The 12,254-nt window shown below is 55.1% G+C and carries 14 protein-coding genes; 8 read left to right on the top strand and 6 right to left on the bottom strand.

From position 1 onward, the window contains the following. Nucleotides 1-130: 130 nt before the first annotated feature. A complete protein-coding gene (locus tag DK872_RS21075; RefSeq protein ID WP_007371642.1) occupies nt 131-709 on the bottom strand; it encodes a CoA pyrophosphatase in 579 nt (192 codons plus the stop codon). Between the two features lie 3 nt (nt 710-712). After that, the gene (gene pabB / locus DK872_RS21070; RefSeq protein WP_035887446.1) at nt 713-2,065 is read right to left on the bottom strand and encodes an aminodeoxychorismate synthase component 1; all 1,353 of its coding nucleotides are present in this window, start codon (nt 2,063-2,065) and stop codon (nt 713-715) included. 81 nt (nt 2,066-2,146) lie between these two features. Here pabB and DK872_RS21065 point away from each other — a divergent pair, with 81 nt between their 5' ends. Continuing rightward, nucleotides 2,147-2,329, top strand: a complete 183-nt coding sequence (locus DK872_RS21065; protein WP_035887444.1) for a YoaH family protein — start codon at nt 2,147-2,149, stop codon at nt 2,327-2,329. Here DK872_RS21065 and DK872_RS21060 read toward each other — a convergent pair whose 3' ends face one another. Then, a complete protein-coding gene (locus DK872_RS21060; protein ID WP_007371645.1) occupies nt 2,330-2,674 on the bottom strand; it encodes a RidA family protein in 345 nt (114 codons plus the stop codon). It abuts the gene before it with no gap. Between the two features lie 111 nt (nt 2,675-2,785). Between DK872_RS21060 and DK872_RS21055 the strand changes: the two genes are divergently transcribed. The 5 genes from DK872_RS21055 to rnd all read left to right on the top strand — a co-directional run bounded on the left by DK872_RS21055 (nt 2,786) and on the right by rnd (nt 9,167). Continuing rightward, complete coding sequence (locus tag DK872_RS21055) at nt 2,786-4,696, top strand: ATP-dependent DNA helicase (protein WP_035887442.1); 1,911 nt, start codon at nt 2,786-2,788, stop codon at nt 4,694-4,696. A gap of 58 nt (nt 4,697-4,754) precedes the next feature. Then, nucleotides 4,755-5,450 (top strand): tRNA (adenosine(37)-N6)-threonylcarbamoyltransferase complex dimerization subunit type 1 TsaB, encoded by a 696-nt coding sequence (gene tsaB, locus DK872_RS21050; RefSeq protein WP_007371647.1) that lies wholly within the window; start codon nt 4,755-4,757, stop codon nt 5,448-5,450. A gap of 36 nt (nt 5,451-5,486) precedes the next feature. After that, complete coding sequence (locus tag DK872_RS21045) at nt 5,487-6,077, top strand: Slp family lipoprotein (RefSeq protein ID WP_007371648.1); 591 nt, start codon at nt 5,487-5,489, stop codon at nt 6,075-6,077. 205 nt (nt 6,078-6,282) lie between these two features. After that, nucleotides 6,283-7,968 (top strand): long-chain-fatty-acid--CoA ligase FadD, encoded by a 1,686-nt coding sequence (fadD, locus tag DK872_RS21040; RefSeq protein ID WP_139201254.1) that lies wholly within the window; start codon nt 6,283-6,285, stop codon nt 7,966-7,968. A gap of 83 nt (nt 7,969-8,051) precedes the next feature. After that, entirely contained in the window at nt 8,052-9,167 is a 1,116-nt protein-coding gene (rnd, locus tag DK872_RS21035; RefSeq protein WP_007371650.1) for a ribonuclease D, read from the top strand. Between the two features lie 87 nt (nt 9,168-9,254). Here the strand turns inward: rnd and minE are convergent, their stop codons facing one another. Genes minE through minC form a run of 3 tightly spaced genes read right to left on the bottom strand, consistent with a single transcriptional unit; the run spans nt 9,255 to nt 11,052 of the window. Beyond that, nucleotides 9,255-9,521 carry a cell division topological specificity factor MinE gene (minE, locus tag DK872_RS21030; RefSeq protein ID WP_007371651.1) on the bottom strand — a complete coding sequence of 89 codons (267 nt, stop codon included), beginning with the start codon at nt 9,519-9,521 and terminating at the stop codon, nt 9,255-9,257. A 3-nt stretch (nt 9,522-9,524) separates the two neighbouring features. Continuing rightward, nucleotides 9,525-10,337 carry a septum site-determining protein MinD gene (gene minD / locus DK872_RS21025; protein WP_007371652.1) on the bottom strand — a complete coding sequence of 271 codons (813 nt, stop codon included), beginning with the start codon at nt 10,335-10,337 and terminating at the stop codon, nt 9,525-9,527. Nucleotides 10,338-10,359: 22 nt separating this feature from the next. Then, nucleotides 10,360-11,052 (bottom strand): septum site-determining protein MinC, encoded by a 693-nt coding sequence (minC, locus tag DK872_RS21020; RefSeq protein WP_007371653.1) that lies wholly within the window; start codon nt 11,050-11,052, stop codon nt 10,360-10,362. Nucleotides 11,053-11,175: 123 nt separating this feature from the next. Here minC and DK872_RS21015 point away from each other — a divergent pair, with 123 nt between their 5' ends. Both DK872_RS21015 and DK872_RS21010 read left to right on the top strand, forming a co-directional pair. Further along, a complete protein-coding gene (locus tag DK872_RS21015) occupies nt 11,176-11,451 on the top strand; it encodes a YcgL domain-containing protein (RefSeq protein WP_035887435.1) in 276 nt (91 codons plus the stop codon). Between the two features lie 143 nt (nt 11,452-11,594). Continuing rightward, entirely contained in the window at nt 11,595-12,254 is a 660-nt protein-coding gene (locus DK872_RS21010) for a fumarylacetoacetate hydrolase family protein (protein ID WP_007371655.1), read from the top strand.

The following is a 12,254-nucleotide window of genomic DNA, read 5'->3' as shown; positions in this document are numbered from 1 at the left end:
AATAACTGCGCATAGTGTAAGAGGGATGCCAGCCGTCAGCTTAACTATTCACATGAATTAAACTAATGGCTAACCCTGATATTACTAATAGCGCGCACGCTGTCACAAAAATGTTATGTGTAAAGTATAGTCAAGGCTTGCGGCCAATTTGCAGCGCCAGCGAACGAATAATTCCGGCCGTCATGCCCCAGACAAAATAATGCTGATACCAGGAGAGCCACACGCGATGCGCGTTACCGTGGCGATGGATGTCGAGCGGATGGTAGCGCCCAAGCCGCAGCGCTTCGGCCAGCGGCATTTCGAAAACCGCCGCCACTTCATCTTCGCTGGCATGGTAGTGAAGATCCGGCGGAATAATGCCCACCACCGGCGTGACCTGAAAGCCGGTGACACTATCGACCGGCGGCAGAACGCCGATGACTTCCACCGCCTCGGGAGGGATCGCCACCTCTTCCTGCGCTTCCCGCAGCGCGGCGGCAATCAGCGATGTATCGGTACTGTCGACCGCGCCACCGGGAAAAGCAACCTGACCGGCATGTTTACGCAGCAGTGGAGAGCGCTGCGTCAGTAGCAGACCCGGCTGCAGGCGCCGCACTACAGGTACCAGCACGGCGGCCTGGCGTGTATTCATCACCGCCGGGTTGAGCTGGGGGCGTAACAGTTGAAAACGTGACAAAAAATCATCCAGAGTTAAAGCCGCTTGCTCCACGAATCATTTCTCCAGTTGTCGCAGGATACGATTAACTTTATCAAAAGTTTCCTGATACTCCGCTTCTTCCTGGCTGTCAGCGACAATCCCACCGCCCGCAGAGCAGTATATTTGCCCGTCACAGGCGGTTAACGTACGGATGGTAATGCTGGTGTCCATATTGCCGCAAAAGCTCAGATAACCGATGCTGCCGCACCAGGCATTGCGTCGCTGTGGTTCCAGAGTATCAATAATTTCCATGGCGCGAACTTTGGGTGCGCCGGTAATCGAGCCGCCAGGGAACGCGGCCCGCAGCAGATCGCTGGCGTGGCGACCCTCCGGCAGTTCTGCCGTGACGGTACTGACAAGGTGATGGACGGCGGGGAAGGGTTCGACGACAAACAGTTCCGGTACGCGTACCGAACCCGGCGTCGCCACGCGGCCAATATCATTACGCATCAAATCGACAATCATCAGATTCTCGGCGCGATCTTTCGGCGAGGCGGCGAGTTTCTGCGCCTGCTGCGCATCCGCTTGCGGATCGGCCAGCCTTGGCAGCGTACCTTTGATCGGCCGCGTCTCGATGTGCGAGCCATCAAGACGAATAAAACGTTCCGGAGAAAGGCTTAATATGGCACCCTGCGGCAGGCGTAAAAACGCACTGAATGGCGCGCGGTTTTCGCGGTTAAGGCGGGTAAATGCCTGCCACTCATCGCCCGCATAGTGTGCCTGAAAACGCTGAGCGAGGTTAACCTGGTAACAGTCGCCGCTGTGCAGCCACTCCTGCACCTGGCGGAATTTTTCACCGTATTCGGCGCGGCTCATATTTGCCTGCCACGGTGACGTCAGCCGGAAATCGTCCTGCTGCGGCGCGCGTTGTGCCTGCAGCCAGGCCAGTCGGGCATCGACATCGGCATGGCTCAGCAGCGTAACCCGCTGCAATCGGTGGTCAACGACCAGCGCCCAGTCATAAATGCCAACGGCCATATCAGGCAAGGTAATATCCGCTTGTGCCCGTTGCGGCAGTTTTTCGAAGCGGCGGCCTAAGTCGTAGCCAAACAGACCGAGTGCGCCGCCCTGAAAGGGCAAATCCGGGTTGTGTGCCGGATGCAGATTGTGCGCATCCAGCTGTTGTTGCAGCAGTTGCAATGGATCGCTTCGGCTTTCACGCCTATCGTTAAGCGAGGTTATTTCGCCGCGGGTCGTGATCGTGGTTAGCGGATCGGCAACCAGGATATCGAAACGGTTATGCGGGTGCTCGGCGAGACCAGAGTGCAGCAATATCGCCCAGGGCTGCTGGCTAAGTGGCGCAAAGTAGTATTCGGCTGCATCGCGGCGCCACGGTAACGTAATAACGGCGGGGGATAACGTCTTCATTGATCCTCATCTGCGTCTTCAGCTGGTGAATTGTGCGGACGCATGAAATAATTAGCGCCCATAATTTAGCAGGAGTTCACGATGTTTGCAGGTTTACCTTCCCTCAGCCACGAGCAGCAGCAAAAAGCCGTGGAGCGTATCCAGGAGTTAATGGCCGGCGGCATGAGCAGCGGCCAGGCGATTACGCAGGTTGCTGAAGAGTTGCGCGCCAGCCACACGGGCGAACGGATCGTGGCGCGCTTTGAAGACGAAGAGGACGAGTAATTACAGCGCGGCGATGATTTTGATTTCCACTTTATAGTGCGGATTCATCAGCTTTGCCTGCACGGTGCAGCGCACAGGCGCATGGCCCGCAACAACCCACGCGTCCCACGCTTTATTCATCGCGGCGAAGTCGTTGCTATCGGGCAGAAAAATAGTGGCATCGAGGATGCGTGATTTGTCACTGCCTTGCTTTGCCAGCACAGCATCGATTTGCGCCAGCGTATTTGCTGTCTGCTCAAACGCATCGGCGTCCAGGTTTTCCGGCACCCCGGTGTAATAAAGGGTCTGGTTGTGGATCACCACATCAGACCAGCGCTCCGCCGCGTCAATACGCACAATTGTCATAATACACCTTCTTATTTTCCATACAGTCGCGGGCAAGAGTGCCACAAAAACCCGGCTGGCGTAAATCCGCCCACCCTGACATAATCACTGTCGATTTAACCAGGGGGTAGTGTGACGGACGATTTTGCAACAGACGGCCAACTGGCCAAAGCGATACCGGGATTCAAACCGCGTGAACCGCAGCGCCAGATGGCGCACGCCGTGATGCAGGCCATCGACAACACTCAGCCGCTGGTGGTGGAAGCCGGTACCGGCACCGGGAAAACTTACGCCTATCTCGCTCCCGCCTTACGCGCCGGTAAAAAAGTGATTATCTCCACCGGTTCAAAAGCATTGCAGGATCAGCTCTACAGCCGCGATCTGCCCACGGTAGCCAACGCGCTGGAATTCACCGGGCGTACTGCACTGCTGAAAGGCCGCTCTAACTACCTCTGTATTGAACGACTGGAACAGCAGGCGCTGGCTGGCGGCGATCTGCCGGTACAAACCCTGAGTGATGTGATTCTTCTGCGCTCTTGGTCAAACCAGACTACCGATGGCGATATCAGCACCTGCGTCAGCGTAGCCGAGGATTCGCAGGCCTGGCCGCTGGTCACCAGCACCAACGACAACTGCCTGGGCAGCGATTGCCCGATGTACAAAGATTGCTTTGTGGTCAAAGCGCGGAAAAAGGCGATGGATGCTGACGTGGTGGTGGTGAACCATCATCTGTTTCTCGCCGATATGGTGGTGAAAGAGAGCGGCTTCGGTGAGCTTATCCCGGAGGCTGACGTGATGATTTTCGACGAGGCGCACCAGCTTCCGGACATCGCCAGCCAGTATTTTGGCCAGTCGCTCTCCAGCCGCCAGTTACTGGATCTGGCGAAAGATTTCACCATTGCTTATCGCACCGAATTAAAAGATACCGCGCAGCTGCAAAAATGCGCCGACCGCCTGGCGCAAAGCACGCAGGATTTCCGTCTGCAACTTGGTGAACCCGGTTATCGCGGTAACCTGCGTGAATTGCTGGCCGATGCCAATATCCAGCGCGCGCTGCTGCTGCTCGATGATGCGCTGGAATTGTGCTACGACGTGGCGAAACTCTCCCTTGGCCGCTCGGCGCTACTTGATGCCGCTTTTGAGCGGGCGACCACTTACCGCGCGCGGCTCAAGCGTCTGAAAGAGATTAATCAACCTGGTTACAGCTACTGGTATGAATGCACCTCGCGCAACTTCACCCTTGCGCTGACGCCGCTGACGGTGGCGGATAAGTTCAAAGAGGTGATGGCGCAGAAAAAGGGGAGCTGGATTTTCACTTCGGCGACGCTTTCCGTGAATGACGATCTGCATCACTTTACGGCGCGTCTCGGGATCGACGAGGCGGAATCGCTGCTGCTGCCGAGTCCTTTCGATTATCAGCATCAGGCGCTGCTGTGCGTGCCGCGCAATCTGCCGCAGACCAACCAGCCCGGTTCAGCCCGGCAGCTGGCGGCTATGCTGCGCCCAATGATTGAAGCCAACAATGGCCGCTGTTTTATGCTCTGTACTTCGCATGCCATGATGCGCGAACTGGCAGAGCAGTTCCGCGCCACGATGAGCCTGCCGGTGCTGTTGCAGGGCGAAACCAGTAAAGGCCAACTGCTGCAACAGTTCGTCAGCGCCGGTAATGCGCTACTGGTGGCAACCAGCAGTTTCTGGGAAGGCGTGGATGTGCGCGGCGATACGCTGTCGCTGGTGATCATCGATAAACTGCCGTTTACTTCGCCGGAAGATCCGCTGTTAAAAGCGCGCATGGAAGATTGCCGTCTGCGCGGCGGCGATCCGTTCGATGAGGTGCAACTCCCGGATGCGGTCATTACGCTGAAACAGGGCGTCGGGCGTTTGATCCGCGACATCGACGACCGCGGCGTGCTGGTGATTTGCGATAACCGCCTGGTGATGCGGCCCTATGGCGCGGTGTTCCTCGCCAGCCTGCCGCCCGCGCCTCGCACACGGGATATTCGCCGCGCCGTTGAATTTCTTGCTGCGCGCCCGGCGCAGTAATTTGCCGGGGACTGTGGTAAGATGCGCGCCATTTTGTTTTTCATGGACCGCTATACCCATGCGAATTCTGGCTATTGATACCGCCACAGAAGCCTGTTCTGTCGCCCTGTGGAACGATGGTACTACCTTCGCTCATTTCGAACTTTGCCCACGTGAACATACCCAACGCATCCTGCCACTGGTCAGGGATGTGCTGGGTGACGCCGATCTTAAATTGACACAACTTGATGCGCTGGCTTTTGGCCGCGGGCCGGGGAGTTTTACTGGCGTGCGCATTGGTATTGGTATTGCGCAGGGCCTTGCGCTGGGCGCCGAACTGCCGATGATTGGCGTTTCAACGCTGGCAACAATGGCGCAGGGCGCATGGCGTAAAACTGGCGCAACTCGCGTACTTGCCGCGATTGATGCACGTATGGGGGAAGTCTACTGGGCGGAATACCAGCGTGACGAGCAGGGCGTCTGGCACGGTGAAGAGACAGAAGCGGTGCTCAAACCGGAAGCAGTGAGCGCTCGTCTTCAGCAACTTGAAGGTCAATGGGCAACGGTCGGTACCGGCTGGCCGGCATGGCCGGAGATGGGTAACGGTAATGCGCTGACGCTGACAGACGGCGAAATTCTGCTCCCGACTGCAGAAGATATGCTGCCGCTTGCGCAACAACTGTTCGCAGCAAAGAAAACCGTTGCCGTCGAGCACGCTGAACCGGTTTATTTACGTAACGAAGTGGCATGGAAGAAACTTCCTGGCCGGGAATGAATCTCAGTAATAACAACTGAGTGAAGGAGTCGCATCATGGCGGGTCAAAAAAGAGTTATGCGCTGGTTGCTGACAGGATTGGCAACGGCGGTGTTGAGTGGTTGTGTTTCTGTGCCTGACGCGATTAAAGGAACCAGTCCCACGCCGCAGGACGATTTAGTCCGGGTGATGAGTGCGCCGTCGCTGTACGTCGGCCAGGAAGCCCGCTTCGGCGGCAAAGTCGTTGATATCCAGAATCAGCAGGGGAAAACCCGTCTGGAGATCGCCTCCGTACCGCTCGACAGCGGCGCCCGTCCGGTACTGGGCGAGCCGTCGGTCGGGCGAATTTATGCGGAAGTTAACGGCTTCCTCGATCCGGTTGATTTCCGTAATCAGCTGGTCACAGTGGTTGGACCGATCACCGGCACTGCGGATGGTAAAATCGGTGACGCCCCTTACAAATTTATGGTGATGCAGGCGACCGGCTATAAACGCTGGCATCTGACCCAACAAGTGATGATGCCGCCTCAGCCGATAGACCCGTGGTTTTGGGGGCCGCCTGGCCGACACGGATGGCGAACAGGTTATCCTGGCTGGGGCTGGTACCCGCCAGAACCCGCCCGTGTAGAGACCATCGTGACAGAGTAATCTCTTGTTTTATTGAATAAATGAGACAGCGGCTAAGCCGCTGTTTCTGTCTGTGGCTGTGTATAACAAAAATAATTAGTGACGGGCTTCGCAACCTTCAATTCGCTTAATTAATAAACTGGTACGCTGAGTTAATATTATGTTAACGGCTTGTTTATTAAATGGGGTTGTGATGACCAAAAATACTCATTTCAGAGGTGATTCATTGAAGAAGGTTTGGCTTAACCGTTACCCCGCCGATGTTCCGGCGGAGATCAACCCCGACCGTTATCAATCCCTGGTAGAACTTTTTGAACACTCCGTCGCGCGTTACGCCGATCAACCCGCCTTCATCAACATGGGCGAGGTGATGACCTTCCGCAAGCTGGAAGAGCGTAGCCGGGCATTTGCCGCTTATTTACAGCAAGGACTGGGGCTGAAAAAGGGCGATCGCGTTGCGTTGATGATGCCAAACCTGCTGCAATATCCGGTCGCGTTGTTCGGCATTTTGCGCGCGGGCATGATTGTGGTGAACGTGAATCCGCTTTACACCCCGCGTGAACTTGAGCATCAACTGAATGACAGCGGCTCTTCCGCGATTGTGATTGTCTCCAACTTTGCGCATACCCTGGAAAAGATCGTTGAGAAGACGCAGGTACGTCACGTCATTCTGACCCGCATGGGCGATCAACTCTCTCCGGCGAAAGGCACGCTGGTGAACTTTGTCGTCAAATACGTGAAACGCCTGGTACCGAAGTATCACCTGCCGGATGCCATCTCTTTTCGTCGCGCGCTGCAAACCGGCTATCGCATGCAGTACGTCAAGCCGGAAGTTGTCGCCGGGGATTTGGCGTTTCTGCAATATACCGGTGGTACAACCGGTGTCGCAAAAGGGGCGATGCTCACTCATCGCAACATGCTGGCGAACCTGGAGCAGGTTAACGCAACTTACGGGCCGCTGTTGCACCGCGGCAAAGAGCTGGTTGTCACAGCGCTACCGCTGTATCACATTTTCGCGCTGACCATGAACTGCCTGCTGTTTATTGAACTCGGCGGGCAGAACTTGCTGATCACCAACCCGCGCGACATTCCGGGGCTGGTCAAAGAGCTGAGCAAATATCCGTTCACTGCAATGACCGGTGTGAACACATTATTTAACGCGCTGCTGAACAATGAAGAGTTCCGCTCGCTGGATTTCTCCTCGCTGCATCTTTCCGCTGGCGGCGGTATGCCGGTGCAACAGGCCGTTGCCGATCGCTGGGTGAAACTGACCGGTCAGTATCTGCTTGAAGGCTACGGCCTGACGGAATGCGCGCCGCTGGTGAGCGTCAACCCGCACGATATCGATTATCACAGCGGCAGCATTGGCCTGCCGGTGCCGTCGACTGAAGCCAAACTGGTAGATGACAACAACAACGAAGTGCCGCCGGGCGAGCCTGGTGAGCTGTGCGTAAAAGGGCCGCAGGTGATGCTGGGTTACTGGCAGCGCCCGGATGCCACGGATGAAATTATCCGCGACGGCTGGCTGCATACCGGTGATATTGCGGTGATGGACGAAGAGGGATTCCTGCGCATTGTCGATCGCAAGAAAGATATGATCCTCGTCTCCGGCTTTAACGTCTATCCGAATGAAATCGAAGATGTTGTCATGCAGCATGCCGGGGTACTGGAAGTGGCCGCCGTAGGGGTTCCGTCCGAAAACAGCGGCGAAGCGGTGAAGATCTTCGTGGTGAAAAAAGATGCGTCGCTGAGCGAAGATGCACTAATCGCCTTCTGCCGTCGCCAGCTCACCGGATATAAAGTGCCGAAGCTGGTCGAATTTCGCAATGAACTGCCAAAATCGAACGTTGGCAAGATCCTGCGGCGAGAATTGCGTGACGAAGCGCGCGCCAAAGTGGACAATAAAGCCTGAGCTATGCGTTAGTCGCCTGAACGCCGGTTAAGCCGGCGTTTTTTATGGGCGCAAACTAAAGAGATGATGATTTGAATTACCAGATGATAACGACGAATGACGGGCTGGCTACGCTGTGTGAAGCCGCCAGCGCGTTCCCGGCCATTGCCCTGGATACCGAATTTGTCCGTACCCGTACCTACTATCCGCAACTCGGTCTGATCCAGCTTTTTGATGGCGAACATACGGCACTGATCGATCCGCTGACCATTACCGAGTGGGCGCCGTTTCGCGATCTGCTGATCAACACCCAGGTAATCAAATACCTGCATGCCGGCAGTGAAGATCTGGAAGTGTTCCTCAACGCATTCGGCGTACATCCGCAGCCGATGATTGATACCCAGATCCTCGCCGCATTTTGCGGTCGTCCGCTGTCATGGGGATTTGCCGCGATGGTGGAAGAGTTTACCGGCCTGACGATTGATAAAAGCGAATCCCGCACCGACTGGCTGGCGCGGCCGCTGACGGAGCGCCAGTGTGATTATGCTGCCGCTGACGTCTGGTATCTGCTGCCGATAGCCGACAAGTTGATGGCGGAAACCCGCGCGGCCGGGCGGCTGGAAGCGGCGCTGGATGAGTGTCGCCTGATGATGCAGCGCCGCCAGGAAGTGCTGGCCCCGGAAGAGGCGTGGCGCGAGATTGGCAACGCCTGGCAGTTGCGTACGCGCCAGCTGGCCTGCCTGCGCCTGCTGGCAGACTGGCGTCTGCGTAAAGCCCGTGAGCGCGATCTGGCGGTTAATTTTGTGGTGCGCGAAGAGAACCTGTGGGCGGTGGCGCGCTATATGCCTTCCAGCATGGGCGAACTGGACAGTATCGGCCTTTCCGGCAGTGAGATCCGTTACCACGGGAAAACGCTGCTGGCGCTGGTCGCGCAGGCGCAGGCTCTGCCGGAAGAGGAATTGCCGGAGCCGCTGCTCAATCTGATGGATATGCCAGGTTATCGTAAAGCATTCAAAGCGATCAAAGCGCTGGTGCAGACCATCAGCGAAAGCCACAATATCAGCGTTGAGCTGATGGCTTCCCGTCGGCAGATTAATCAGTTACTGAACTGGCACTGGAAGTTAAAACCGCAGAATACTTTGCCGGAATTAATCAGCGGCTGGCGCGGAGAATTGATGGCCGATCAACTGAAAACATTATTAGCAGAATACCCGAATTAATAACTGTAAATAATCACAGTGTTTCGCTGAAATAAACAAAAAGGCAGAATTTCTTCTGCCTTTTTTTATGCCCGGAAAACGGGAGCTTTATTTCGTTTCTTCCGTTTCCGGCAGGGTAACGTTAAGTTCAAGAATGGAAATATCGTCCCCTTTTTGTTCCAGCTGCACGGTTACCATTTCCGGATCGATTTGCACGTACTTGCAGATCACTTCCAGAATATCCCGCTTGAGCTGCGGTAAATAATGGGGTTCCGCGTCACTACGACGACGTTCCGCAACAATAATTTGCAGCCGCTCTTTCGCAATGCTGGCGGTATTCTTTTTTCTGGAGAGAAAAAAGTCGAGTAATGCCATAACTTATCCTCCGAACAGGCGTTTGAGGAAACCTTTCTTCTCTTCTTCGATGAAGCGGAAAGGGCGTTCTTCTCCCAGCAGACGGTCGACGGCATCGGCATATGCTTTACCGGCGTCAGCGTTGGTATCCAGAATCACAGGCTCACCCTGGTTCGACGCGCGCAGCACGGATTGATCTTCCGGGATCACGCCAACCAGTTTGATACGCAGAATTTCCAGCACATCTTCCATGCTCAGCATGTCGCCACGGTTCACACGACCGGGGTTATAGCGGGTCAGCAGCAGATGCTCTTTAATCGGCTCTTCACCATTTTCCGCGCGGCGCGACTTGGAAGCCAGAATGCCGAGGATACGGTCAGAGTCGCGTACAGACGAGACTTCCGGGTTGGTAGTAATAATTGCTTCATCGGCGAAATAGAGCGCCATCAGCGCACCGGTTTCGATGCCCGCCGGGGAGTCGCAGACGATAAAATCGAAGTCCATTTTCTTCAGATCTTCGAGCACCTTATCCACCCCATCGCGGGTGAGGGCGTCTTTGTCGCGAGTCTGCGACGCCGGGAGAATATAGAGATTTTCCGTGCGCTTATCTTTAATCAGCGCCTGGTTCAGCGTGGCATCGCCCTGAATGACGTTCACGAAATCGTACACGACGCGGCGCTCGCAACCCATGATCAGGTCAAGGTTACGCAGCCCAATATCGAAATCGATAACCACGGTCTTTTTGCCCTTCTGGGCTAAACCAGTAGCGATGGCCGCGCTGGAGGTGGTCTTGCCAACGCCCCCTTTACCCGAAGTAACAACAATAATGCGTGCCATAGGAGTTCCTTGTTAAAAGGGCTTAATTTAAGGGTTGAATTGTCAAAGCGTCGTTAATTAACTGCAAACGCGCTGCTTTGCCATAAAATTCGGCCGGGATTTTATCGCTCAGCCAGTATTCTCCCGCGATGGAGACCAGCTCCGGCGTGAGATGTGTGCAAAATATTTGTGCGTCTTTATCACCGCTGGCACCCGCCAGTGCGCGTCCGCGCATCATGCCGTAGACGTGGATATTGCCGTCGGCAATTAACTCAGCGCCTGCGCTAACGTGGCTGGTGACAATCAGATCACAGTGTGGTGCATAAATGCGCTGACCGGAACGAACGGGCATATCAATCAAGCGTGTTTTTGTGACCGGAGTAACAACCGGTACGGGTTCCGGGGCGCTGACCTGACGCGGCGCTTTCTCTTTGCCTTCTGTCAGTAAGGGAAGCCCGGCACGTTCGATTTCTGCTTTCAGTTCGGTATCTTTACAACCGCTGATGCCGACAACGCGTAGCCCGGTTGCGGCAATAGTCTTTTGTAACTGGGGCCAGTTAACGGGGCCTTCCAGCGCAGAGACATTAACAACCACGGGGGCATGTTGTAGAAAAGCAGGAGCCTGAGCGATTTTGTCTTCTAACGCCTGACGAATAACCTCGGGTTTTGCATCATGCAAGTGAACCACTGATAAGGTAAAACTACTGCCTTTTAGCTCGATGGGCGTGTTTGACATCCTGACCTTACTCATTTTGCTATTATCGCTCGCATACGGAGCAATATTCCGAAGACTATCAGGCATGTTATAGTCACTATTATATTCAGGCAAGTAACCACCCGCTAATTCCGAGTATAAAGTATGTTTTGTGTGATCTACCGAAGTACCCGACGCGATCAGACTTATCTGTATGTCGAAAAAAGAGACGATTTTTCCCGCGTGCCGGAAACTTTAATGCAAAGTTTTGGTCAACCGCAGCTGGCAATGATTTTACCCCTCGACGGGCGTAAAAAACTGGCCGGTGCCGATTTGGAAAAAGTAAAAGAGGCGCTGACCACTCAGGGCTATTATTTGCAATTACCGCCACCGCCGGAAAATTTACTCAAACAGCATCTTGCTGATAACGACAAACAATAATCTCCCCCCACAGCGGCAGAATTTTCTGCCGCTGCTTATTTTCCTTGCGGCAAAAGCCGTAACATATTGAGATTTGACAAACTGTCAGACGGCGCGGATAGTCATTTTTCGCTCATGTTCAATGTGTTACTTAGGGGAAAAACATGTATCAACATCATAACTGGCAGGGCGCACTGCTGGATTACCCGGTGAGTAAAGTGGTTTGCGTTGGCAGCAACTATGCGAAACATATTCAGGAGATGGGGAGCGCCACCCCTGAAGAGCCGGTGCTGTTTATCAAACCAGAAACCGCGCTGTGCGATATTCGCCAGCCGCTGGCTCTGCCGCAGGATTTTGGCTCTGTGCATCACGAAGTAGAGCTGGCCGTGCTGATTGGCGCGACATTGCGCCAGGCAACGGAAGAGCACGTCAAAAAAGCGATTGCCGGCTACGGCGTTGCGCTCGATCTTACGCTGCGCGATCTGCAAGGCAAAATGAAGAAAGCGGGGCAACCGTGGGAAAAAGCCAAAGGCTTTGACAACTCCTGCCCGATCTCCGGTTTCATTCCGGCGGCGGAATTTACCAGCGATCCGCAAAATACGCCGCTCGGGCTGAAAATCAACGGTGAAGTGCGCCAGCAGGGCACCACGGCGGATATGATCCACAAAATCGTACCGCTGATCGCTTATATGAGCCGCTTCTTTACGCTGAAAGCGGGAGATGTGATCCTGACCGGTACGCCGGACGGCGTTGGTCCGCTGCACAGCGGCGACGAGCTGGAAGTCAGTTTCAACGGTTTTTCCCTGTCGACCCGCGTTCTGTAA

It is taken from the genome of Kosakonia sp. MH5, assembly GCF_009935945.1.
In the GTDB taxonomy this organism is placed as follows: domain Bacteria; phylum Pseudomonadota; class Gammaproteobacteria; order Enterobacterales; family Enterobacteriaceae; genus Kosakonia; species Kosakonia radicincitans.
The sequence above is the reverse complement of the archived record's forward strand: the minus strand, read 5'-3'. Positions and strand labels throughout refer to the sequence as shown.

Coding starts and splice junctions, on each gene's coding strand:
- DK872_RS21045 (WP_007371648.1), top strand. CDS start 5,487: ATGGCGGGTCAAAAAAGAGTTATGCGCTGGTTGCTGACAGGATTGGCA.
- tsaB (WP_007371647.1), top strand. CDS start 4,755: ATGCGAATTCTGGCTATTGATACCGCCACAGAAGCCTGTTCTGTCGCC.
- minE (WP_007371651.1), bottom strand. CDS start 9,521: ATGGCATTACTCGACTTTTTTCTCTCCAGAAAAAAGAATACCGCCAGC.
- DK872_RS21010 (WP_007371655.1), top strand. CDS start 11,595: ATGTATCAACATCATAACTGGCAGGGCGCACTGCTGGATTACCCGGTG.
- pabB (WP_035887446.1), bottom strand. CDS start 2,065: ATGAAGACGTTATCCCCCGCCGTTATTACGTTACCGTGGCGCCGCGAT.
- DK872_RS21015 (WP_035887435.1), top strand. CDS start 11,176: ATGTTTTGTGTGATCTACCGAAGTACCCGACGCGATCAGACTTATCTG.
- minD (WP_007371652.1), bottom strand. CDS start 10,337: ATGGCACGCATTATTGTTGTTACTTCGGGTAAAGGGGGCGTTGGCAAG.
- rnd (WP_007371650.1), top strand. CDS start 8,052: ATGATAACGACGAATGACGGGCTGGCTACGCTGTGTGAAGCCGCCAGC.
- DK872_RS21065 (WP_035887444.1), top strand. CDS start 2,147: ATGTTTGCAGGTTTACCTTCCCTCAGCCACGAGCAGCAGCAAAAAGCC.
- DK872_RS21060 (WP_007371645.1), bottom strand. CDS start 2,674: ATGACAATTGTGCGTATTGACGCGGCGGAGCGCTGGTCTGATGTGGTG.
- minC (WP_007371653.1), bottom strand. CDS start 11,052: ATGTCAAACACGCCCATCGAGCTAAAAGGCAGTAGTTTTACCTTATCA.